Origin of the sequence: Candidatus Halobonum tyrrellensis G22 (assembly GCF_000495475.1) — an archaeon.
Classification (GTDB): domain Archaea; phylum Halobacteriota; class Halobacteria; order Halobacteriales; family Haloferacaceae; genus Halobonum; species Halobonum tyrrellense.
On record NZ_ASGZ01000070.1, the window covers coordinates 33,685 to 58,190 of the forward strand.

18 protein-coding genes and 1 pseudogene are annotated in these 24,506 nt (G+C 59.2%); 13 read left to right on the plus strand and 6 right to left on the minus strand.

Going from position 1 to position 24,506, the window contains the following annotated elements; all coding sequences use genetic code 11:
* The first annotated feature begins 141 nt into the window (after positions 1-141).
* From K933_RS18075 to K933_RS18085, 3 genes are all read left to right on the plus strand, one after another.
* The gene (locus tag K933_RS18075) at positions 142-2,877 is read left to right on the plus strand and encodes a hypothetical protein (RefSeq protein WP_152529852.1); all 2,736 of its coding nucleotides are present in this window, start codon (positions 142-144) and stop codon (positions 2,875-2,877) included.
* Positions 2,877-3,452, plus strand: coding sequence for a hypothetical protein (locus K933_RS18080; RefSeq protein ID WP_152529853.1), 576 nt, complete (start codon positions 2,877-2,879; stop codon positions 3,450-3,452). Before K933_RS18075 ends, K933_RS18080 begins: the two co-directional genes overlap by 1 nt.
* A 239-nt stretch (positions 3,453-3,691) precedes the next feature.
* On the plus strand, positions 3,692-4,060 hold the full coding sequence (locus K933_RS18085; protein ID WP_152529854.1) for a hypothetical protein: 369 nt from the start codon (positions 3,692-3,694) through the stop codon (positions 4,058-4,060).
* Here the strand turns inward: K933_RS18085 and K933_RS19120 are convergent.
* Positions 4,060-4,331 (minus strand): annotated as a pseudogene (locus K933_RS19120) (IS6 family transposase); the annotation flags it as partial. The gene K933_RS18085 and the pseudogene K933_RS19120 overlap by 1 nt on opposite strands.
* A 424-nt stretch (positions 4,332-4,755) precedes the next feature.
* Here K933_RS19120 and K933_RS18090 point away from each other — a divergent pair.
* A complete protein-coding gene (locus tag K933_RS18090; RefSeq protein WP_152529855.1) occupies positions 4,756-5,556 on the plus strand; it encodes a helix-turn-helix transcriptional regulator in 801 nt (266 codons plus the stop codon).
* An 815-nt stretch (positions 5,557-6,371) separates the two neighbouring features.
* On the opposite strand, the gene K933_RS16915 is transcribed toward K933_RS18090, so the two are convergent.
* The 4 genes from K933_RS16915 to K933_RS16920 all read right to left on the minus strand — a co-directional run bounded on the left by K933_RS16915 (position 6,372) and on the right by K933_RS16920 (position 8,206).
* Positions 6,372-6,539 carry a DUF1931 family protein gene (locus K933_RS16915; RefSeq protein WP_023395976.1) on the minus strand — a complete coding sequence of 56 codons (168 nt, stop codon included), beginning with the start codon at positions 6,537-6,539 and terminating at the stop codon, positions 6,372-6,374.
* A 44-nt stretch (positions 6,540-6,583) separates the two neighbouring features.
* Entirely contained in the window at positions 6,584-7,006 is a 423-nt protein-coding gene (locus tag K933_RS18095; RefSeq protein WP_152529856.1) for a hypothetical protein, read from the minus strand.
* A gap of 101 nt (positions 7,007-7,107) precedes the next feature.
* Entirely contained in the window at positions 7,108-7,386 is a 279-nt protein-coding gene (locus tag K933_RS17585) for a PadR family transcriptional regulator (protein WP_023395977.1), read from the minus strand.
* Positions 7,387-7,543: 157 nt separating this feature from the next.
* Complete coding sequence (locus K933_RS16920; RefSeq protein ID WP_049948001.1) at positions 7,544-8,206, minus strand: NAD-dependent epimerase/dehydratase family protein; 663 nt, start codon at positions 8,204-8,206, stop codon at positions 7,544-7,546.
* A gap of 182 nt (positions 8,207-8,388) precedes the next feature.
* Here K933_RS16920 and K933_RS16925 point away from each other — a divergent pair, with 182 nt between their 5' ends.
* From K933_RS16925 to K933_RS16970, 9 genes are all read left to right on the plus strand, one after another.
* Complete coding sequence (locus K933_RS16925; protein WP_049948002.1) at positions 8,389-9,438, plus strand: transcriptional regulator FilR1 domain-containing protein; 1,050 nt, start codon at positions 8,389-8,391, stop codon at positions 9,436-9,438.
* Positions 9,439-9,613: 175 nt separating this feature from the next.
* Positions 9,614-10,390: a helix-turn-helix transcriptional regulator gene (locus K933_RS16930; RefSeq protein WP_023395980.1), complete on the plus strand. Its 777-nt coding sequence runs from the start codon at positions 9,614-9,616 to the stop codon at positions 10,388-10,390.
* Between the two features lie 203 nt (positions 10,391-10,593).
* Positions 10,594-11,037, plus strand: a complete 444-nt coding sequence (locus K933_RS19125) for a hypothetical protein (protein ID WP_235063464.1) — start codon at positions 10,594-10,596, stop codon at positions 11,035-11,037.
* Between the two features lie 53 nt (positions 11,038-11,090).
* Positions 11,091-12,983, plus strand: a complete 1,893-nt coding sequence (locus tag K933_RS16940) for a hypothetical protein (RefSeq protein WP_152529857.1) — start codon at positions 11,091-11,093, stop codon at positions 12,981-12,983.
* Positions 12,984-13,471: 488 nt separating this feature from the next.
* Entirely contained in the window at positions 13,472-14,506 is a 1,035-nt protein-coding gene (locus K933_RS18100) for a hypothetical protein (protein ID WP_152529858.1), read from the plus strand.
* Between the two features lie 14 nt (positions 14,507-14,520).
* Positions 14,521-15,579 (plus strand): hypothetical protein, encoded by a 1,059-nt coding sequence (locus tag K933_RS16955; RefSeq protein WP_023395985.1) that lies wholly within the window; start codon positions 14,521-14,523, stop codon positions 15,577-15,579.
* 3 nt (positions 15,580-15,582) lie between these two features.
* Positions 15,583-17,538 carry a VirB4 family type IV secretion system protein gene (locus tag K933_RS16960; RefSeq protein WP_023395986.1) on the plus strand — a complete coding sequence of 652 codons (1,956 nt, stop codon included), beginning with the start codon at positions 15,583-15,585 and terminating at the stop codon, positions 17,536-17,538.
* Positions 17,535-22,007: a helicase HerA domain-containing protein gene (locus tag K933_RS16965; protein ID WP_023395987.1), complete on the plus strand. Its 4,473-nt coding sequence runs from the start codon at positions 17,535-17,537 to the stop codon at positions 22,005-22,007. Before K933_RS16960 ends, K933_RS16965 begins: the two co-directional genes overlap by 4 nt.
* Before the next feature lie 373 nt (positions 22,008-22,380).
* Positions 22,381-23,781 carry a phage NrS-1 polymerase family protein gene (locus tag K933_RS16970; protein WP_049948022.1) on the plus strand — a complete coding sequence of 467 codons (1,401 nt, stop codon included), beginning with the start codon at positions 22,381-22,383 and terminating at the stop codon, positions 23,779-23,781.
* On the opposite strand, the gene K933_RS16975 is transcribed toward K933_RS16970, so the two are convergent.
* The gene (locus K933_RS16975; RefSeq protein ID WP_049948003.1) at positions 23,778-24,449 is read right to left on the minus strand and encodes a DUF7509 family protein; all 672 of its coding nucleotides are present in this window, start codon (positions 24,447-24,449) and stop codon (positions 23,778-23,780) included. The two genes, K933_RS16970 and K933_RS16975, sit on opposite strands and share 4 nt — an antisense overlap.
* Between the last annotated feature and the right edge of the window lie 57 nt (positions 24,450-24,506).

A 24,506-nucleotide genomic window follows, 5' to 3' on the forward strand; every position in this document is an offset into this window, starting at 1 on the left:
GCGATAGTTATTTATACGAGAGTGTAGCTGCTACCGACCTACCCAGACAGTAACGTAAACTCTGGATCTTCTGTTGATCGCATTATGAAACACCGGTCTGACCATATTCGCCCGGAACGATTAAATCATTCTTCGGCTACGATGGCTCAAGAGGTCTTAGAGCCGCCGTTCGTTGAAGAGTTCGAATCAAGCCCAAGCGGCTGGACGATCGGACTTCATTCGCGGGCTGACGAGAGAGTAACGAAAGGCGAGGGTGCATGGTCCTCCGAGTACAGTGGAAGCATAAAACTGCAGGTGGATGGAGGGCCGAACCATATCGGGGTCTACCATCCGGTCGGTGATTTAACAGAAGGGACCGAAATCACAGTTAACTACAAATCTCCGAATCTTCAAGGTGAGCCAGGCGGTCCTCGGATTACTCTTCACCCGCCAGACGACGATTCGTTTACGATCGATATGGATAGTGGAGGGGGAGGATCGGGAACGGCGGATACGGATGGGGTGCTTCGCGGAACGCTTCCGGAAAGCGTCCCTGCTGGGACAGAGGTCGAAGCACGTCTCGGAGTCTGGCCGGGAGAGATCACAGTCTACATCACGAGGGTGGTAGTGGGGAGTTCCGAGTCGTCTTCTACGACCGAGGAAGCTGACACGGCCACCGCGACGGCGCCACCGGCGTTCGAAGACAGATTCGAAGATGGAAACCTTGACGGCTGGAGTACCGTGTGGGGGTCACGAAGCCAGTACTGTGAAATCCTCAATGAGTGGGACACGACGACTACTAACGCAATCTCGGGTGAGCGATCGCTCTACCTGCATTCGAACTGTGATAACAACGCCCTGGCGACGGAGGATCGAATAATAGATCTATCGAGTGAGTTCGAGATCTCATACAAGTATTATTTCGAGGAGGAAAACAGCCGGGGCGGGATCGCTATGCTTCTCGATTCGGATCGAAACGGAAGTAAACAAGGAGAGCGAGTTGAGGGAGAACACTGGTATCCGCTAGCTGGGCCCCATCGGAGGCCAGATAAGGATAATCCTCACTTCAACATCTTGGGAGTGAGTCAGCCGTTCGAGATAAAACCAGAACCTGGAACCGTTCATATGGTCCGCGTAGAGAAGTCCGGCGAACGGATTCACGGGTACCACGATGGTGATCAGTACATCGACGCTTCACTCTCGGATGTCGAGGTACCGCTGGATCGGCAGTATCGGCTCCTCTTGCAATCGAGTGGGGCATATGGGGCCGAGTCAGAGATGTGGTTCGACGACATCCGGCTTGGACAACCTGGAGGGACGACAACTGAGTCTTCATCCCCGTCCGATACTGGACAAGGCCAATCGGCTCCAGTGGGGGAGCTACAGTTTGTAGCCGACATCAAGCGGGTAGTCTCCTGTGGGCCGACCTGTCGTGACGTCACGCTCTCGTTGACGAACGCGGGGGACGTTGAGGCTACTGACGTCACCGTCGACGTGACCGTCCGCAGCGGTGGGACAGCTATCTGGGCTGGATCCGAATCAATCGGTAGCTTAGCAGTTGGAGAGTCATATGAGACACAGCAGCGGGTCGACTTCGGTTACGAAGACGTTGCCCGGATCGTCGGCGACGACCGAACCGTTCTGGTGCAGGCCATTATTCGAACTAATCGTGGGAATCTCATCAGTGAGCAAGTGTATGACCTTAGCTCAGGTTCGGTTCGATCTCCCTCTCTTCCGCCACTTAGTGAAGGATCACACACCGAGGTTGAGGTCGCTGGAGAGACGTACTATCTCATCGCTGATCTTCCGAACCAGCCCGTCGATCGAGAAGTGGTAACCACGACGGACTACGAACTAATCTCACCGGAGCGAGCGAAAGCAGTCATTGCGACCGACTTCTGGCCACAACAGCGGTTTGCCGACTATGACTGGGAGCAACGAATTCAGAAAACGCGCGATCTCCGAGAGCGGTCACTTGACTTCTATCGGAGCGGTAGCTATCTAGATGTTGGATGGGATATTACTGAAGCACTCCTCTTTACGAGTGCTCATCTACCGGTCAAGGGGGCGATCTTAGATGCAATGAGTGACGTCGCAAATACGTACGTTGAACAGACCAACGAACCGTGGAAGGAGAGTTTCGTGAAGCTCACTGCTAGCTTACAGAATACAAAGACGTTGCATGGTCTGACTAATCAGGTTGCTTGGTACGAGGATATCGACACGAGCGGGCCGCTTCAGACACTCATTGACTTCGGGCTCTTGTGCAACGACGTGGTCCAGACGGGGACATCGTTGACACAGGCTTGGAGCCGCGCAATGACGGCAATCGGGACGGGTGGTGCACTCGGTCAATCGCTCCTCCAAACTAGTGTGAAGGATGCGTTGGGTGAGGCGAGGGACATCTTCGTTGGACTTGCTATTTCTATGGCCGTCGACTCGTTTGACGGGCCAGTCAAATTGGCAACCGATGCACACGGGCTTGCACATGCGTGGACCACAGCCCGAATGCCTGTGCTCCGCCGGCTTCGAGATTTGGATGCCACTCTGGCCCAACGAGAGCATTCGATGGGGACCGGCCACGAATACTACTGGAACCTTCTCATGGACTTCCAAATGAAGGCGCTCGCGTTCGAAGGCTCTCGGAAATACTGGCAGGCGATATCCGACTCCAATCTCGGCTTCGTCTGGGACGTCGTCGGGAACGCCCAACCTCGTGCTGCCAAGTATGGTCAGTGGGCTGAGACGGCCAATGAGATGGCAAAAACGGTTGCTCAGATTTATGGAGCGACCGAGACGGCGATCGGTCAACGCGCATCAAACTCGCTCAACGCTGCAGTAACACAAGAGCGGCCAGCACAGTCATTTGCTCATTTGTCTAACGGAGGGACTCAGTAATGAAACGCCGGAGTCTCGCCAAGCTACTTGGCATTGGTCTCGTCGGGGGCGGGGGGGCCAGTGCGGCCGTCTACACGGACGCGATCAACGTTGATCCCAATGATGTATCGCAGCTTGACGGAGACGCTACTTCAGCGACTATCACCATCGGGACAGTGGACACAACGCCTACTCCGTCCGACTTCGATACGAGTCGAGGGAAAATCGACCAGCCACCGGCGCCGTTTCGGTACGACTACGACCCGCTTAACGAGACCGTCTCGGATGGGGAGTATATCCAAACGGTCCGTGCACAGCCAGCTACTGGGGTTACTGGTGATCGAATTCAACTTGAGGTTACTGCTGAGACCAACTCAGAGACGTACGCTGCACAGCTCAGACTTGCACTTGCAGTTGGGACAGCGCTAACACGCGAAACGACAGTTGACGGTAAGGTAGTTGATTTTTCTGGAGGATCCGTCGGCAGACATGTAGCGTTGGTCGGTGAGCAACCAGAGCTCTCTGCTCAAATTTTCATAGCTCGAGCTACTTCACAGCAGGGAGTGGAATCCCTTGTCGACAATTGGTCGGAATAACCCTCTAGAGAGCTGGCGGCTACTGTAAATATGTAGTTGCGATATAGTGACTGTTCGGTACCGTGAGTACGATAATTCATATTGGTATAGTCACTCCCTCGGTGATTCCTCAGACGATAACGCAAATTTGGGTACAACTAGTAATTTGGCATGGCAATCCGACTCACGGAGAGGGTGGTCAATAGAAGAGTAGCTCAGGACTTAGGAACCCCAATCCAGTCTAAGGGTTCTTTACAACTATGAGACTAACAAAAATACTCGGGGAGTTCAACGGAGTCGTAATTGGAACAGTCATCGGCCTCGGAGTATACATAAAGCTGGTATCTGGAGATTTTACCCTCGTTGGCTTGATTACAGCCATGATAGATGTTGGCGGGTATGCGTTAGGAGCATCGACGTCTACATTAGTCACGTCAAGCGTTACCAAGTATCCACTAGGTCCAGTTTTGGCTGGCACCCTGGGTGGGGTGATTGGTGCAATCCTTTCACTGTATCTCCCTCTCGTAACTACTCTCCCCCTTTCATCAGATCTCCTTGAACAGGTAGTAACAGGACTGATTGCTGGTGGGGTAATCGGTATCCTCACACGGTTCCTCCCCGGATTGTAAAGTCTGGCAACGATCTCGTTGACTGCGACCCGCGACGGCTGCGCTGTTGGCGGGTCAGGAGCGTTGTCAGCCAATCGATGTACCTACGAAAGATCGCCTAATGAGAGCGTTTCACGTCTAATTCAGCAAGAACCGAAGCTATTTCTCTAATTGAACAATCGGTCGTGTGAAGGCGGACGGTGAACACCCTGACGGGCTCTGCCGTCCGCTCACGCTCCCAACATCCTTGGAAATCCGGCGCAAACGACTCATTGAGCAGGTCTGCGAGCATCCTAGTAAAATCCTCCCCAACCTGCTCACTTCTTAAACTGGCCTAACTAGCCAGTATCATATTGGTTGATAATAACTTTCTAGAGAATCTGCAGAAAATTTCAGTTCTATTTCTTTCGTGTCTGGAGTGATAGTGATTACGAACCTTCCCGAACAGCTATAATAACATGTTCTCACAGTATCGACTCTTGAAGAGTATATCTATGTCTTCTATTGAGGCTAGCCCAATGCTCTGAGTTTCCAGATCTAAATTGTCATCGTCATCGATCGTGAGTCACCCATTATATTAGATTAATTAATTTTAATGGCGGGGAAAGAACATATTCTCCTCTAGAGAATCTCCCGCGATTGATGGATTATTTTCTTCACTCGAATCTCAGAATAATGTCAAAGAAGCTATCTATGCCGTTTCCTACTCGCCCTCTATGCAACTGAATGACAAGACGGAGAAACTGATTAAGTTGGTTATCAAACGAGACTCATTTCTCACATGTCTTAGAGAGAACCAAAAGGACAAGCGAACACTCGTTGCGGAACTAGATTACTCCCGATCGACTGTTGATCGTGGGATCCGCGATCTGGAAGCAGCCGGTCTCGTCCAGTATAAAAACGGTGGCTATCAGCTAACCTCACTTGGAGCTAGCATTATGGATGGCTTCGTTGAGTTTGTAGAGGCCTCGGAACAGCGGGTTCGGCTCGATCCATTCCTTCGGTGGATTGATGAAGACGCACTCGATCTAGACTATTCCTATCTTGCTGATGCAGAAATCATTGCTGCTGACCCGGGCGACCCGTACGCAGTAATCAACTATCACGTTAGTCGAATCGAATCAATGTACAATGGTCGATTCCTTCTCCCAATTATTGGCCTTCACGGAACCGAAGTCATATACGAGCGGATCATCAACCATGGAGCAACGTGTGAATTAGTTGTTGAGCCGGACGTCATGAATACGATCCAAAGCAAAGATGAGTACCTGGAGTACTTCGAAGAGATGATCGCGACTGACCGTCTTACTATCTACCGGACGGAGACCAATCTATCACCGCCTGTGGGCATAATCAACGATTGCGTCCAACTCCTCGCCGTTGACGGCGACCTCCCCCGCACGCTGATTGAAACCTCACATAGTCAGGTCTACGAATGGGCGACGGATACCTTTGAGGCCTACAAGCAGCAGGCAGAGTTGGTGATGGCCTCAGATATGGGAATCACTACCTCCTAAGCAATATATTGGCTTGTAAAAAATTTAATCCCAATAAAACCCGAATTGAGAGAGCGAACTTTGCGCGTTTTTGAGTGTAAGGTAACCAGTTCACCTCTCTTGCTGCAGATAGTGGACTTTCATCTACTAGACGTTCCGCAGGCGAAGAACAATTTCAGCAACCTGGTGTTCAAAAGATATAAATTAATTTATTTAATCCAATACGGGTAACCTACAATCCGACGCTGTGGCCCCGTCTTACGTCTCGATCGTCCGTGTGGTGTCCATGTCCACCATGGGTCGGGGGACCCTCCCCATTCTGGATTCGATATTCTGTGGGGACTCTATGATGCGTTCTTGATTGGTGGAGACAGCCTACCTCTCATTAACTAACAGTCGTTAGTCCCTTGTTGGTTAATATTCGTCTACGAAGCGAAATGTAAGGTGAGTCTGGCCAGCAGAGATGGTAGATAACCTATGAGTCGCCCGTATTGTAGTAGCCGTCAGCGGCTCCAATGACCACTAGTACGGCCAAGAGAAGACTCACGATCGGAGCTGCCCACATGTGAAACCCAGTCGAATCGAAGAGGTAGAGGGAGAGAAGGAGGAGTCCTCCAGCGCCGAGGCATGCACCGCCGAGTCGTTTCCAGAATCGAGTGCTGTGTCATAAGCGCAGAGTCTGGTTTGATTGATCGCCTTTTCTGTAGCATCGGCTGCTCGTCTCCGTGAACGTAAGGACAGAGGAAGTAGATTGCGGCAGGAGTTCTCCAAGAGCAGTAAACCGATTTATCCAGAATAGAGCGACCACTGGGACAGAGTGACGAACTGAGACGACGTTACAGGTCTTTCGGCTGGACGGTCTTTCGGTTATTGTCGGTCGCTCGCTGGGCGGCCTCGACGAGGAGTTCCTCGACTTCTTCATTGAGCGCGTCGTAGAAATCGCTCGCAACGTTCTGGTCGTCGAAGTACTCCTTGACCGCGGCCTTGACCACAAGATCAGCCATACCGACTGGCTCGTCGGATAAACACTTCAACGCTGTGCCCATACCTAGGCTGATTCCGGGGGGCGGTATGCCCACCGAGTCAGCGCGTCTTCGGCGCTCTCGCGGGTCTTATAGTGCTTTCCTCGAAGAGGCTTTCCTGTTTTAGTCACCCACTCTGCCCGGTAACCGTCCGACTTCTCCCTGAGTTGGAGGACGAGCGCCTCCGGCTCACGGTCCCACCGATACTGGAGTGTCCGATCGGTCTCGGATTGGCGAGTGTACTGTGAGACGGTGGGTGCGCCGATCGTCGGGAGATCGAGAGCTGCGAGAACGACTGCTTGCGCGCTCGAATAGATGTGCCGAGCAGGGGGAGCAACTTCCTGAAGGACTGTCTGGAGTTCGGCCTTGGTGGTGATCCCGTCGGCGACGAGCTTGGCCACAGTCGGCTCCCCGATACCGCCTATTTGGAGGAGGTCCGCTTTCGTCATGCCCGCTGGACGGTGGCTTCTATACTCGTATAGCTTTCTCGCCTTCGATGGTGGTCACATCAACGTTTTCCACGGTTCGGCTCCCCCCTGATCCTACTTGACTACGAGTCATCCCAGTACTGGTCTTCCCACTCCCGTCGGGCCTCGATCTCGCGTGTTCCACGTTGAGTGATCGAATACACGTTCGTTCGGCGGTCCTTCTGACCTTTCTCAACAAGCCCTTTGTCAACAAGTGTGTCGAGGTTTGGGTAGAGACGGCCGTGATGAATCTCACCCTCGTAGTAGTCTTCGAGTTGCTCTTTGATCGCGAGTCCATGCGGGTCAGTGAGTCCAGCGATGACGTAGAGGAGATCTCGTTGGAACCCAGTGATATCATACATCTATCTGTGGTGAGAAGTCAGCTGTGATTAAAACCCTGTTTTCGGTGGGTCACCTCGTATCGAAGGCTGTGACGAAACTCAGATACCTCGTAGAAGCACGACAGAAACACTGGGGCTGTACTGCTGAGATTCTCTTGAGTAATCCTTGCTGGTTCGATTATCGTCGGTACTCCGCAATCGCCTCGATATCCAGTAGTTGAGGTGTCTCCTGCTCCATGTCCGCAGCGGCGAGCGCGGCGCGTGCAACAGGTTCGACTGGGAGGGGACGAGCATCACCCATCTGCTCCGAAATTGAGTTGAGGTTGTCGAGCAGCCGGAACCCTTGGTTCACGAACCACGGGAAGTGGGGCTGGCCCTTTCCGTAGAGCGGCCCCGCTCGAAGGATGCGCGTTCGGAGGTCTAGATCGGCAATCGCGCGTTCAGCCCGGCGCTTCGCTGTAATATACGCGTCTCGAACCGTCGGCGGTGCCGCACTCGCGGAGATGAAGACGTACGACTCGACATTGGCGCGTTCGGACTCGAGTGCGGTGATGATCGCTGAGTCACCGTTGACTCGTTCGAACGGAGCGCCCTGCTTGGGTGCTTCGTGGAGCGTCCCCATCGAGTGGATGACGGCGTCACAGCCGTTGAGGTGGTCACGCCAAGTGTCGGGACTGAACACGTCGGCGGCGGTCCACTCAACCCGGTCCGTCCAGCTGGCAGACTCGTTCGGCTGGCCGCTTCGAGACACGCTCCGCACCTCGCATCCCTCCCGTACTGCGAGCCGACAGATTTCGCGCCCGATGAATCCACTCCCACCGACGACAAGCAGTCGCTCCATGTGACCCGTACCACGAGAGGGGCGTACTAATCCAGCCCGGTCCCGGTTGATACAATCCATCCGCTCGCTCTCCTTCTCAGGAATCTATTCTCGTTCTCCCATCAAGCCGTCCCGCGATACTGGCTAACCTTCCGACGAACGGACGGTGGTTCTATAACGTGTCCGCCAAAGCGTGCCACGTAGTGGGGCACGAACAGGTCGCGTTCCTCGCCGAGTCGGTCAACCGACAGCGAGTCTTACAGCACCTCCGCGAGACTGGCGACGCGATCAGCATCAGCGAATTCGCGACCGAGGACTCCGTCTCACGCGCGACCGCCCATCGCGCGCTTACCAGCATGGCTGACCTAAACTGGCTCAGCCAAGGCGACGACGGGAGATATACGCTCACCGCGACCGGCCATCTCGTCGTCCGTGCCCACTCCGCGTTTCTTGAGACCGCTGACCAGGAACTCCTCTCGTTTCTCGGCGGCTCATCCTACCGAATGGACTTACTTGAGACGCTCACCGTCCGGGACGCCCAGGTCAAATTCCAAGAGATGCTCGTTGAGTCGGAGGCGTCGAAGGCGACTGTCTCCCGGTGTATGGACGACTTCCTCGAACGGGACTTGATCGATCGCCCTGATCACGGCCGCTACCGCCTCACCGAGGAGGGAAAACAGGTGAGCAACGCGTTTCGAACCCTCCAAAACACTGTGGAGTGGGCGACCGAGAACGCTCCGGTGGTCAACGCACTCGGGTCGATCGGGGCCGACCTTCCGATTCAGGCCCTCGGCTCCAATACCATCACGACCATCACGGCGTCCCCTGCTGATCCCGACCGGGCGATCCTCGGCTTTACAGACCGCATCAAAGCGGCCGACCCCAACGCACTCTATGGAGTCATGCCCGCGGCGAGTCACAGCCTCATCACGCTCTACAAAGGGCTCGCGAAAGCGAACACACAGATCGAACTCGTCGTCGACGACGCTGTCGTCTCCGCGGCGGAATCATCGTATCCAGACACGCTCAGCCTTGTGGAGCGCTGTGACGAACTGGACTTGTACGAGTACCCTTCGCGGCTCGACTGTGGTGTCGCGTTCTACAACGACCAAGCGATCATCGGCGTGTATCACGGGGATACCGGCCACCTGTGGGCGCACCTCGTGAGTCGTCACGACGAGTTTACCGCGTGGGTCTGGGACTACTTCGATAGCCACCGGAAGCAAGCGACCAAGTTCACAGCTCGTTCGTAACTTCGTAGTCGGCAATCCGGATGCTCCTCGGATAACTAGCCATGTACTGACGCGCTCACGGCCCCCTTACCGACGGAGCTTACGAACCTTCGACCAGACGAGAGCGAGAAAGACTAACGATTCCACTGACTTTTATATAATCACGAAGAGAAGAGTCATTCGGAGACTGAGAACCATGGCTGAAGACCCGTTTGAGCATATCGCCTTCCTTACGTCCTCACAGAATCGAATCACGATCCTCCAACAGCTGGCCGACTCCCCTGCACGGCAGTCGGACCTCGCGAGATGGTGTGACATCTCGAAAACCACCGTCCATCGAGCGATTGACGCCATGGAGGAGCGGGGCTGGGTGGCCGAGGCGGACGGCGAGTACCAGCTCACGGCTCTCGGGACGGCGCTCATCACCCACTACGACGAGTTTGAGAAGTCGTTCGCGAGTGTGCTCCGCAAGCGAGCGTTCTTCGAACATTTCGACACCGACGTCGAGATTCCGACTGACGTAGTCACCGACTTCGAGCTCACGGCGCCCGTCTCGGGTGATCCCCACGCCACAATGGAGGTCTTCAGAAACAAAGCGCGTGAGGGCGATATCGACTGGTTCGCAGGTATCCTTCCGATCATGAGCCCCGGTTACATCGAGATCGCCGAGAATATGTTTGACGCCGGAGCGCAGATGGAGTTGGTCGTCGCTCAGGGTGCTGTGAATGCCATGCAGTCCAACTACGGAGACGACCTCGAGCGTGCCCTCGGTGCTGACAACTTCAACCTGTACATCTACCCGGGGCAACTCCAGATGGCACTCGCGACGTTCGACCGCGACCGGGCGATGATCGCGTCTGTCGACGACAACGATCAGCTCCACGCTGGACTCGATGGAGGGAGTGATACGGTCCTCAATTGGACCACGAGAATGTTCGAGTCGATTCGAGCACAGAGCCAGCCGCTCATGTAGTACTGTCGCCGCGCCACCCTCCTTTCTCCTATTTGTTCGTAGCCTGGCCCGTCAGCCACGGCTGTAGTCACGGTATTGAGCAACGGACCAGAGAGACGAGACTAGTTAGAATTCTCTCAGATCGTCCCGGACCCTGAAACTAGTTGCATGGGGTAAATATAATTCAGTTCCGGTCGCCCATTGATGCGGACGCTATGTCCCGGATGAAACCAAGCGAAACGCGGTCAGACGACGACGCGGACGCTCAGCCCGTCCGCGAGAAAGCGCACGGCCTCTACGAAACCACCAAGACACACGCCCCAACCATCGGGTTCGCCGCGTTCGTAGCCCTTACTGGGATGACCGCTCCGGTCGCAGCGCAGGCTGGGTCGGGTATCTGTGGGACTCCCCTCGCGGATACGATCAATCAGGCCGCTCCGCTCATCGTGGGCCTACTGATGATCGGCGGGGCGATCCTCTCGTACATCCTCCACAACGCCTCGGCGTTCCCGAAGAACCCGCAGGCGGTCCAAGAGATCAAAGATTGGCGGAACCGTGCGGCGTTCGCGTCGATCACGACGCCGCTGTTCGCACTGGTGATGCAGTTGTTCATCGGGTTCACGGGCACCGACCTCGCGACCTGCGTCGACCTCGTCCCGTTCGTCTGAACTGTGTAGACGGGACAGCCGCCGACCACCCTCCCCCTCTCTCCCCCTGACTGATGGACAACGCCATACGTCTATTCGGGCTCGCACTCCTCTTGGTCGTCGGCACCGCCGCCGCACCGATAGCCACAGCACTCCCGCCGACGCCCGTCCCCGGTGACGGACCACCGGAACCCACGCCGCCGTCGACACCCACCGCCACGCCGTCGGCACCGTCGACGCCGACAACTCCCGCGACTCCAGCCGCGCCCGCGAACGGCACCGGCACGAACGGCTCGACGGTCAACGGCAGCGGCGTATGTAGCGGCGTCAGCGGAATCGGTGGACAAGTCTGCAACGGACTCGTCCGGACCGTCGGCGCCGTCGTTGACGATGTGACCGACTGGGTACTCACCCAATTTCAGAACGCGGCAGAGTCCGTCGTCGAGATGTTGGTGAGTCGTCCCGTTCCGCTTCGGAACGGAAACGTCGCGCTCGCGGGTGAACCGACCAATCCGCCGATGACCACGGTCCGTGCCGTGTGGCTCAACGTTGGCCTCCCGGCCGCCCTCGGCGTGTGGATTCTCGGAATGCTCCTGCTTCGACTCACCGCGTTCCTGCCATCCGGCCCGACGGTTGAGGCGAAGACGAAGCTCTCGGAGGGGTGGATCGCGCTGTTTCGGATTCTGGCGTCGTGGGTCTGGTGTTCGCTCGTGTTGCATCTCTCGTTGGGCATCGCGCAAACGTTCGCGCCTGCCGGCGAGGAGATCTTCGCGAGCCTCCAATCCGTGATCGGGACTGCCGGCGGTGCCGGCGTCGCCGCGCTCCTGATCTACCTGTCCTCAGGAGTCCTGCTCGCGCTGATCGCGATCGTGTTCGGGCTGTCGTACGTGGCGCCGTTCATCCTGATGCCGGTGTACCCGGTGTTCATCGCGCTGTCGCTGCCGGACATCTGGATCTTCGAGTGGATCGCCGAGAAAGGCGAGTTCTTCCGCTCGCTGTTCGCGCCCGCGGCGCTCATGCCTGTGCCCACGGCGATTATCCTCGGTGTCGGCTACCCGGTCGTGAACGCACTTCGAGGACAACTCGGCTGGGCGGCGGGGCTGGTCATCGGCTCTGACGTGATCACAGTGATGGTGCTGACACTGTGGTTCACGGCGTTGACTGCCCCGTTGTTCTTATTCGTTGGCGGTCGAAAGATGCGCCCATTACAGATGTTCGCCACTGGCGCTCTCGGCGCGGCCGCTGGACGCAGCCTCTCACGGCCCAACCTGAACCTCGGTGGTTCGGGCGGGTCGGAATCCAGCGGTAGTGCCGCAGGAACCGGTAACGCCGGCGCCGGGCGGACGGTCGACCCGCTGAACGGGTCGCCGTTCTCACGCGAGAACGACGGCGCCTTCGGTGGACGGCTTGGGCCGGCAGATAGTCCCGAGGTTGCCGGTCAACTCGGCGATGGCAGTTCGACGGTTGAGGGTGTCAGCGGGCCGCCGGCACCCACGGCGTCGCCCTCGTTTGGAGCGAGCGGTAGTGCGAGTGGGGGCGCGTCAGCTGGGTCGTCGTCGTCGAGTAGTTCCACGACGAGCAGTAGCGCGAGTTCGAGCAAGTGGGATCGAATCACCAGCCGGCCGACGCAGGAGTACGCCGACAGCGTTCCTGACGGCGTCGGCTTCGAGAAAGCGGCGACGCGATCGGAACTCGACCGAGACCAGTACAATGCAGGCTACTTCGACGATGACGGTGAGTTCAAAACGGTCAGTGACGGGAATTCGAATTCTGGCTGGCTCCTCGATGAAGGAGGTCTAAAGCGCGTATCACGAGGGCACGAAGATGATCCCGTCGTTCTCTACGACGAGCCGAACGACGTTGCCCATGACGCCCGGAGCGTCGTTCAGGACGGAGAGTACCAACAGGGACGGTACGAGCGGCAGCATCAAGACAGCGTTCGTGCCGTTCAGGAGACTCGGCTATGACTGACGACGTTGATTACAGCGAAGCAAGTGAAGCGGCTCTCAAACGGGATGGACATACCTGCCAGCTCTGTGGGACGGTCGGATACCCGAAGACGGAGCATGGTCTCGCAGCTGTCCCGGTTGATCCTGACGATCACCAGAGAGAGAACCTCGTCACGGTATGCCACGAGTGTTTGAAAAAGGACGACCAGCGACTTCGAGAAGAGGTATCGACCGCCAAGGCGCGCCGCCAACGTAGGACAGCTAAGGACACTTCGCGTACTCCTTCCGATAGCCGAGATTCTACCCCCTCAATCGGGACCCGGCTTCGGACAGCCATCGGGTCTGCTGGACATGGGTTACAGTCTCTGCTTCGCGAGTCGAGGACAGCTGATACAGAGAAGAGCGACGAACTGATCCATCGAGTTGCCCGTCGAGATAACTACAATTGTCAAGTTTGCGGGAATATTGTCACTCCTCGAGGTCGCGTAGGGTATCTAATCGACGCGGTGGAGCCACAGAAGAACACGGATGACCCAGTAGACAACAACATCACAGTCTGCTGGGATTGTGGTGAATGGAAGGAGATCGAAGCCGTCGATCGAATAACGAGTCGGGCGATCGATCTCAAGACCGCAGAGAGGAAGCCGTCGCTGAGATACGCGAAGGCGTCTCTGCGTGAGTTCACCGAGAAACTCCGCGTCTTCGCTCACACGGGGCGAGCAGTACTTCTCCGACGAGCGCTCGTCGCAACGATCGGGCTAGCGCTGCTACTCGCGATAGGTGTTGCAGCTGCCGGCGCTGTGGGTGCCTTATTCGTCTCACCGGATACCGGTATTCAGTGGGTCGAATCCACGCTCGCTCAGTACCAGACACTCGGAGCGCTGCTCCTCGCTCAGCCCTGGATCGCTCTCGTCGGTATCGGCGTCGGATACGTGATTCACACCTATGAGCAAGAGCGTGCCTACGAGCGGGAACTGTTCCGGAAGGAACGACGACGCGGTGAGACACCGTCGGTTGGTCACGGCCGCCCGCGCTGGCAGTTCGTCGCCGGCCTCGCCGCCGTTGGCCTGTTCGGCGCGGTCGACTGGATACTCGTTCGCCACGGTGTCTTCCCCGACGGGATGTTGTTCGGTGCACTCGTCTTCTGGAGCGTCGGGTCGGCCGGCGTCGCGTTCTACCTCCGGAAGGTACTCCGGGAGGACCGCGATATCCATGGCCAACCGGTCAATCCCGCACCGTGGGTGTTCGCCGCTCGGTACGCGCTGTTCGTCGCACTCGCTGGTGCCGTCGCCTCCTACCTCACCACCGTCTCGCTCCTCCCGCCGGCTATCTTCGAGTCCGCGCTGATCGCCGTCCCACTCGTCGGCGTGCTGTACGTCGGTCGCCGGCTGGCCGAACAGCGGACAGTGTGGGGTGCTCGCACGATGTACAGCATTCGCTCGGTTATCGACCGCGTGTGGTCGCTCGACGACGACTGGCCGCCGACCGAACAGAACCAGAAAACCGCGAATCCTGACGACACAGAGCCGCACAACGGCTAACTTCGATTCAACCAATGAGCAACAGAAGCCGCGATCCCCACCGACGGGTACTCGATGAGTTCGGCGCCGACGACGAGATCGTCGGCGTCGATATCGACTACAGTATCGACGACCTCAAACTGTTCATCCCTGCGATGTTCAGTGCTCTCATCGTCGTCCTACTCAGTTCCCGCTTCGGCGGGCGCTGGGGGACGACCATCGGCCTCGTAGGAGCGGTCGCGATCTTCCTCGTGGCCGGCGCAGTCGTGTACATCGCGCCGAACCACATGACTCCGCATCGGTGGCTCACCCGCATCGCACGGTTCGCCACCCGCGAGACCACCCGCTCCGCCGTGGACACAGCCCCCGACGACCGGCCCGATTCGTTGACGCAGGTCGCCCGGTTCGTCCCCGAGGCCGACGCAGTGGAGCGACAGGACGGCCAGCTCGTTGCCGCCATCCGTGTCGACCCGGCGAACATGGCGCTCGCGACCCACGACGAGTGGGACAGTGCCGCCAATGCACTCGGAAGTGCGTTGAACACGCTCGGCTTCCCGATTCAGATCCACGCCAGCGCCCGGTCGATTGACCCCGAGCGGATCACCGAGAGCTATCGCGACCGACGAGACGACCCCGACGTCCAGGCGAACGACGCACTGCGCGAGATCGTCGAGACGTACGAGACACGCCTGCCGGCGGAGTTCCGAGCGCGTGGCACCAGCCTCCGCGAGTATCACATCCTCGTGCCGGTCAGCATCCGTGACGTACAGTTGGCCGAGCGAGGAGCCACGTCCCAACTCCAGTCGCTTCCCTACGTCGGTGGGTTGCTCGCGTTCATCGGTGCCGAGAGTAGCGGGCTCTCGGACGCCGAGATCGAACAGCAACAGCGCGAGACGCTCGAACAGCGCCTCGATGACGTACAGGCGGCCATTCGCGGCCTCGATTCGTGCGACTGTGAACCCGTCTCCGCCGACCGGCTCGCCACGCTGATCGAGGAATTCTGGACGGGTCGCCGCACGCAGTACCGCTCATCGACCGACCGCGTTCGGTCCATGCCCGTCGTCACGGTTGGCGACGCCGACAGGAGGGCCTAACTCATGCCACTCATCAAGACACTACTCGACCGCTTCACCAGCATCGACGTCGACGACAATCAGCAGTTCGACGAGGCCGAAGCGCACGCGCAGAACGTCGGTCCCGCAAGCGTCCGGCTCGAATCCGACGCCACCCGGTCAGGTGACCAGTGGGTCAAGACGCTCATGATCACGGACTGGCCCGATACGGCGAACCCGGGTCATCTCGATGCGATCACCACCCATCCAAGCGCCGACGTGGGCCTCTCGATTCACGCCGAACCCCGCGAGACGGAGCAGGCCATCACACAGGTCGAAAACGCGATCCGCGACCTCCAGGCCGTCCACCAGGGCAAACAGGAGAACGGCGACCCGTCTATCGGCCTCACCGAACGCCGGATCAGTGACCACGAGGATGTACTGACCCAACTCACTGACGAGTCGCAGTCGATCTTCGACGTGTCTGCCTACCTTCCCGTCCGAGGCGAATCGAAAGAGCAGGTCGAACAGCGGTGCCAGCGGATTCGCGCCGAACTCGAAAAGCAACAGCTCACCGTGCGGTCGGTCGACTACGACCAGTCGGATGGGCTGGTGAGCGCGAGCCCCATCGCGAAAGACACCATCAGCGAGTGGCTGCCGAGTGCGACCACGCCGATGCTCGGGAGCGCCCTCGGCGCACTCTTCCCGTTCTCGGCGTCGACGCTCATCGAGGAGTCGGGGGTGCTGTATGGCTACCACGCGACGACGGACGCGCCCGTCGTCGTGGATCGCTTCCAGCGGCCGAACGGCTACAACGTCCTCGCGGCCGCCCAGGTCGGGTCGGGGAAGTCGGTCACGGCGAAACTCCTGAACCTCCGTGAGATCGCGAACGACCCCGAGACGATCCTCATCATGGTCGACCCGCTGGAGGGCTTCCGCAGTCTCGCAGACGAACTCGACGCGGAACACATCGTCGTCGGCGGGCGCCAGCAGATCAACTCGCTCGAAATCGAGGCGACACCACAGCACGTCCTTGAACGCACCTCCGAACTCAACCCGTACGGTCAGCGCGTGTCGAGCGTGATGGGCTTCTTCACGACCTACTTCGGCCACATCGACAGCGCCGGCTCTGGACTCGATAAGGAGGAGCGTGCAATCCTCGGTGACGCCGTTCACGAGGCGTATCGCCGGCAGGGCATCACGACCGACCCCACAACCCACAGCAACGAGAGCCCCACCGTCATCGATGTGTTCGAGATTCTCGGCGAGATGGCCGAGGACGTCAACGCGTTCGTGGAGGAAGCAGAGTCGGATTTGACCGAGGTGACCGCGACCGAGTCAGAGCAGTGGGGCGAACTCGCTGCCAATCTCCGCATCTCGATGCGGCCGTTCACGGGTGATGGCGAGTTCGCGAACCTCGCCGGGTCGTCCGACATCGACCTCGAGGGTGAGACAGTCTCGTATCTCGATCTCCAGCAGGGCGAGGCCGACCAGGAGATCGCGCTCATGTTGCAGGTGCTGTTCGATACGGTGTACGAACGCGCCAAGCAGACGGACAAGCGAGTGATCCTCGCGATCGACGAGGCTCACTACCTGATGCAGAGCAAGGGGTCACTCGACTGGCTCGAACGCGCCTATCGCCACAGCCGGCACCACGACCTGAGCGTCCACCTGGTCACGCAGGAGATGAGCGACTTCTTCGTCCACGAGAAGGCCGAGGTGCTGGCGAACGAGTCCTCTATCAAACTGCTTCAGAAACTCCCTGGTCTCTCGGAAGAGCATCGGAAGAAGCTCGGCTTGAGCGCGCGAGAGGCGCAGTTCCTCCGTGACGCGAAGCCCGGCACCCGCGAGCGTGGGTACAGTCACGCGCTCGTCTGCGTCCAAGACGAGGGCCGGTACCCGGTGAAGGTCACGGCGCTTCCCGAGGAGATGGAGATCGTCAACCCGCCCGAGGACGAGCCGGACGACGAGAGTGCCGTCGGCTCGGGGGTGACCGTATGAGCGACGCTCGTGAGTACCTCCGCGTCCGGCCTTCCTCGCAGTCGCTTCACACCGAGGCGATTCCGCGGTTGATCGAGAGCCTCCACAAGGTGACGGTCGAGGAGTCCACGAGTGGCTTCATGCGGCTGTTGCCGGGCGACGGGTCGTACCCTCCACAGTTCGAGTTCCTCGCGTTGAGCGAGGGCGCAGACGAGCCTGTTGAGTTCTACGTTGGCGCCGACGGCGACCTCACAACGTTGGAGGATCGGCTGGAGTCAATGTATCCGACCACGTTCGACATCGACCGCGTCGAGATGGACATCGCCCACCGGCTTGTCCATCCTGTGGAGTACCAGCGGGAGGAGTTCGTGGATCGGTTGGACAGCGATTCCCTCTACTACACGCCCAGTGCGGAGGACATGGTTGACGACGGCACCAGCGGGCTGAGCATCCTCGGTGACGGTGGCCTCGTGACGAAGGGGGGAACCGAGGAAGACAGGGACGACGCAGCTGACTCGGATGAGCAGGTGGACGACCCAGACGACGAGGAGGACACGCCCGATCCGACGGCGGTCGAGTACAGCAACGGGACGTTCCGCCTCGATGATGCACAGCGTGGCGTCGACCCAACTACGCTTACCCGGCCGACGTTGACCGACGACGGCACCGTGCTTGCCCGCCCGCCACTCGGTGATCTCGCACCGATGGGCGTTCGGTGGCACGCGCTCGCGGAGGAGCGCAAGCAAGACTGGATGATGACCATCGCGGATTTCCACGACCAGACGGCCTCACCCTCGGATGACTCCGAGCGCCGGGTGCCGCTCGCGACGATCATCGACCATCTCGTCGAGGCGGAAGCGCCCATCGCTTTTCAGGTCGTGTTTCGCAAGAAGCCGGACTGGTCGCCCGACGCATGGCAACGGAAACACGACATCAAGCACAACCTCGATACGTGGTACGGGAAGATCTGGGACTTCATCGAGCCGACGACGCCCGATGACCACGAGTTGAGCGACCGCGACGAAATGCGGTTGGACCAACTCGACGACAAGCAACCCAAGCGGACGTTCACCGTCAACGCCCGCGCCGTCGCGATCCCGAGTAACGACGAGACGGAGGAAGAACTTGACACACGCCTTGATGCGCTCGCGTCGGGGTTCGACTCACTCGATGGTGAGTTCTACCAGTTCAGCGGCCATCGTCTGCGCAGGAGTGGCTTCCGGCAGTCCAAGAAAGAGCAGTACGCCCGGAACGCGCTGGAGCGTCTACTGGACCGAGAGTTGGTTACTGGTGGGCGAAAGACCCGGTTCGATTTCACGCTTAACGCAAGCGAACTCGCGAACCTCATCACGGTGCCATCGGGCGAGAATCTCTCGATGGAAGGCCGCCGCGGGACCGACGCGAAACAGGAGAGTCAGAACCCCCTCCAGCGGCCCGCGCCTGATCACGCCGACGAGTTCCACGACACGGGCGGGTTGGCGATCGGCCGGGCGCTAGATGAGACGGGGACGCCGGAGGACGACCCGACGTACGTCCCGCCGTCGTTGCTTCCCACTCACTACGGCCGGTTCGGGACGACCGGATCGGGCAAGTCGAAGGCGCTGATCAACGACGCGCTCTCGCTGTACGAGCACACGGACGGGCCGATCGTCCTAGTTGACCCGAAAGGCGACGGCCTGCCCGAGAACTACATGCGGTCTCATGCCGCCCGCTTCGGCGTCGACGACATGGAGCAGAACGTCGTCCACTTCTCGATTCCCGACGTGCTTCCGGGCTTCTCGTTCTTCAATCTCCAGCCGGCGCTCGATAACGGACTGAGTCGGATCGACGCGATCCAGCGGACGGCGGACCATTACGAGGAGATCCTCAAACTCACGATGGGGAGCGCGAAATACGAGAGCGCAACCGTCGCGCCGACGCTCATTCGAGCACTTATCTCCGCGCTGTTCGACTCGGAGCACGGCCGGGACAACGGGCAGTACCGTGCCGACGAGGATTACTTCGCCCACCGACAGCTCGAATACGCGCTCGACCAGTTGTGGCAAGCCGGCCCACCGGAACCACAGCCCGAACTCGCCCCACAGTCGTCGGACCCGGATGATCGTCGGCGGATCGACCGACAACTCCAGTTGGACCAGACCGCATTCAGCCGTGTAATGGGCGGGGTCAGCAACCGCCTCGCGTACGTCTCCCAAGACGGCCGGCTGCGAGATATCTTCAACAACACCGACCAAGAGTTCGACTTCCGGGAGGTGCTTGACGAGAATACGGTCGTCATCTTCGACCTCGGCGATCTGCGGGCGGAGCCGACGAAACTCCTCAGCGGGCTCATCTTGAGCAACCTCGAGGACGCGCTTCGAGAACAGTCGGACAGTCTCTCAGAGAAACCCGAGGAGTACGTGGTGAACCTGCTCGTCGACGAGGCGGCGTCGGTCGTCACCTCCGACATCATGAATCGACTGCTCGAACAGGGGCGTGGCTTCCGGCTGTCGGTCGGGTTGTCGATGCAGTTCCCCGAACAGATCGAGGAAGAAGGCGGTAGACGGCTCTACCTGAACGCGCTCAACAACATCGGGACGACGCTCGTCGGGAAGATCTCGGTCGACCGCGAGATCGCGGAGGCGATGGCCCACGAGGAGATGAGTCCGCGCGAGTTCAAGGACCGAATTGCGTCGTTGCCACGTGGCGAGTGGATCGCGCAGGTGCCGAGTCCGACGTTCGGTGAGACGGGTCCCAAGCCGTTCAGCGTTGACCCGCTGCCGATTCCCGAGGGGCACCCTGAGAGTGACGACCCGTTCACCGGCGAGGAGTCGAAGCGTGTCGAGAACGCCATCGACCGCATACAGACGCAGACGGACGATGAGTTCGGTGTGCCCGAACCGGAGCCCGAGCCGCGCGACTCCCCGGAGGACGTACAGGAGCGACTCAGCACGGCGAACGCCGACCTCGATCAGGCGCTCGCCAGAGTGGTTCGGACGATCCAGCTCCGACACGAGGTGCGTGAGGAGAACGGCGAGGTGCCGGTTGAGGAGGTGGACGAAGAACTCCGCGAACTGTTCACCGACGGTGAGGTGGAACCACCGAGTTACGACGAACTCGGCGCGGTCCGAGAGCGCTCACAGTTGCTCGCTGTTGGACTCGACACCGAAGAGGACCAGTTGGTCATCTCGCTCACCGAACGCGGTGAGGAGGCTGTCGCGCCCGACACGGGCGACGTGCAGGCCGCCGGGAGCGAGGATCACGACAACGGCGTGTACGAGGCAGAGCGAGCACTGACTACGGCGGGGTTCAACGCGACCGTCGTCCCGCAGGATGGAAGCGAACAGCCCGACGGCCGGGCGACCCATCCAGAGTTGGACGACGAGTTCGTGATCGAGGTCGAGACAACCACGCCCGCGAATCCGGTGAAGGTGCTGACGAACCTCCGAAAGGCACAGGACGAGGAGGCGATCCCGCTGTTCGTCGTCCGGCCCGAGGAGAAGGATTCCTATTGGGCCGATCGGATCGAGGGCATTCTGCATCCGCCGGTCAAAGAGATTGACAACCACGACGAGACGCGCCTCTACACGTTCGACGAACAGTTGGAGGTACGGCACGTCGAGACCGGCCAGCGGTTGACGGCCGTCCGCCCGGCGACCAGCGACGACGACACGCGAATGTCGATGTGGCGGCGCGACGAGGAAACCGGAGACGCGGTACTGCCAGTTGAGGGTGAAAGCGACGATGCACGGATTCAGCGCGTGGACACGGCGATGGACCGCGACGTGCCCGCCGTCTACACGTACGACCCCGACATCAACCAGTACATCGTCTTGGAGAACGAGGCGACCTATACCTACGACTCGAAAGAGACGTTCGAGACCGAGTGGGTGCCGATCAAGAAGCCCTTCATCCCCGAACGGGAACTGCCCGTCCCTAACTACACCCGCGACGCATACGCGATTGTCATCCTCCCCGAGGGTGGCGACCCGGTCGTCTACCGGGAGGGCGAGACAGCACCAATCGAGACGCTCGTTGACGACGGCCCGCAGTTGGCGACCCCGGCGGCTGACGACCAACTCAATCCGGCTGAACCCACGACTGACGAGTCGCTCCCCGACGAACCTGATGAGTCCGCTGAGGAGATGCCGACCACGACCGAGCCCAACGAAACCGAAGTAGAGTCGGACACCGCGGTGACCGCCGAAGCCGCCGAGGAATCTGAGTCGGCGAGTTCCATTGCTGACCTCGATAAGAAGGAAGCACTCGGCATCTTCGCGGACCAGCACCTCACCGAGACTGACGAGGACGTAGCTATTCAGAAGTCGAAGGTGTACTCGGCGTACGAGTCGTGGGCAGAGGACCTCGGTATCGAGACGGTCACTCACAGTTGGTTCACACGGCGTCTCAAGAACTACATCACATTCGAGACAGATCGCCGGAGAGAGGACGGCGACATCGTCCGATACTATGTCGGATTCACCCTCGATGAAACGGAGGACGTGGAGTAACCTATCACAATGCTGTCTCTCAATCCACGATTTCGAAATCGCAAGAGGGCGCGGTGTGACACCCAAATCGAAGACTGCCATCACACAACCGCCAGTGTGTCACCCAAAATCGCCCGACGGCGTGGTGTGACAACCAAATATTTCGCGGATAGTCGACCTTTCGTGTCAGATGAATGGGGGCACAGTTGGGTGTCACAGCGCGCTGTACTGCGATTATTGATTCAACCCGACGGGTGTGACACCCAAAATCCAACTAGTATAGTGGTGGGGGGTGGCCGTTGGAGATTGGTTTGTGCGGGGCCGCAGGCCGCAGGGGAGGTTTATCAGCAAGCTGAGAGGGAGCGGACTGCCGATGACAGAGAGCGTGAGAGCAATGAGTGAAGGGAGTGTCGAGAATCCGGTAGGTGTACCGAGCGCGTTCGTCGCAGTTGAGCAGTGGATCTGCTGGCGCGAAGAGGAACGCGACGGCAAGCCAACCAAGATTCCAGTGACGCCTGGGACGGGTGGGTTCGCCTCGTCGACCGACCCCGAGACATGGAGTGACTTCGAAACCGCACTCGAATACAGTCGAAGCGACGAGGCGGATGGACTCGGCTTCGTGTTCAGTGAGGTCGATCCGTTCGTCGGGATCGACCTCGACGACTGTCGCGACCCCGAGACGAAGAGTATCGATAACGATGCCCGCGACATCGTGAACCGACTCGATTCATATACGGAAATCTCACCCTCGGGGACCGGGTTCCACGTCCTGATTGAGGGTGAACTGCCGGACGGTGGGAATCGCCACGGGAGCGTGGAGATGTACGACTCGGCGCGGTTCTTTACGATGACGGGTGACCGCGTCGACGTTAAGCCGCAGACCGTGAACGAGCGGCAGGAGGCACTTGAGGTGGTCCATCGTGAGTACATCCAAGAGCCGTCGATGGGGAGCGGTGAGGATGCATCGGAGGAAACGACCCACTCGGTCGATACGGAAGCAGCCGGTCTTCCGGAGGAGTCCGTGACGGAGGTTGAGTTGTCTGACGAGGAACTGCTAGAGAAAGCGCGGAACGCTGGGAACGGCGAGAAGTTCGATCGGTTGTGGCGAGGCGGGACGAGCGGGTATCCGAGTCAGTCAGAGGCAGACATGGCGCTGTGTTGCCTGCTGGCGTTCTGGACGGGGGGAGACGCAATGCGGGTCGACAAACTGTTCCGCCGGTCGCGGCTCTATCGGGACAAGTGGGACGACGTCCATTACTCGAACGGCGACACCTACGGCGAGCGGACGGTCAAGCGTGCCATCGACAACACCAGCGAGTTCTACGAGCCCGCCACGCGGGATGCGACAGCAGAGCAGGAGGACTCCACCGACTTCGCCGACGAGTTCACAGCAGCCTCGAGTGGCCCGTCGGCCGAGACGAGAGGGACAGGCACGGATGCGTCGGCGAAGACGACGCAGGCTGAAACAAGCGGGTCAGAGGAGACGGCACAGACAGCAGGCGAGTCAGTCGAGACAATGGGGGTAGATGACCCGTCGGATAGGCGCGAGCGTTCCTACCTGAAGGAGCGAAACACGGTCCTCTCGGCGAAACTCGAACAGCGAGAGGCCACCATCAACGAGTTGCAGGAGCGTGTCGAGACACTCGAAGCGGAACTCACCGAACTCCGATCGCAGACAGCAGGACGCACTCAGGGCTCCTCGACTGAGACGACAAGCGATGACGCGTCGGACGGATCCGCTGATCGGTCACTCTGGGACCGTGCAAAGGGCCTCATCGAGAGCGGACTCACCTAATCGGTCGACCCATCGACGGAGGAGAGATCCCCACGACGTTCGCTCCGGAGCACGCCGGCGAGGAAGCGTTCGAGTTGTTCGTGGAGTTCTGATCGGGTTCCGTACTCTGAGAGTGCGACCTCGTACTCGTGGGGGACAGCATCGAGCGTTGCACTCGAGACGCCGTGCTCACGGAACACGTGGAATCGTTGCGGCGATTTCTGGGGAGTGCCCTCACCGAGACCGAGATCGAATCCGGAGAGGACAGCACCAATCTCGATATCGACGCCGTCACGAACCCCTGCCTTTGGCAGGATGAACACAACTGCGTTGCTCGCTTCGGCGTACGCCTTCGACTGGCTGATCACGTTCATCCGCTCGGCGTCCGTCTCGTCAGGAAACCCCTCGGTGGGGATATCAGGATCGACGGCGAGGAACGCGTTGACACCGACATCCGTACGTAGCCATTCGACGATATCACGGAGTTCGTCCTGGAGTTCAGTCTCGGCGTCGCCGAATGCGCCCATATCGAGGTCGGCGTCGTCGATCGTGAGATCATCGCGCAGGTAGTAGTCGGGACGGAACGTCGTGTATGGGCCCATCACATAGACGAGAAACTCGGTGTGGGCCGTCGGCGGGAGCCGGTCGAGTAGTACCTCCCGCATCGGCGTCCCGTCGTACGTTCGCATTGGAATTTGGTGGTCCCGCTCGGAGGATAAAGCCACCTGATGTGCCCGAAATACCGA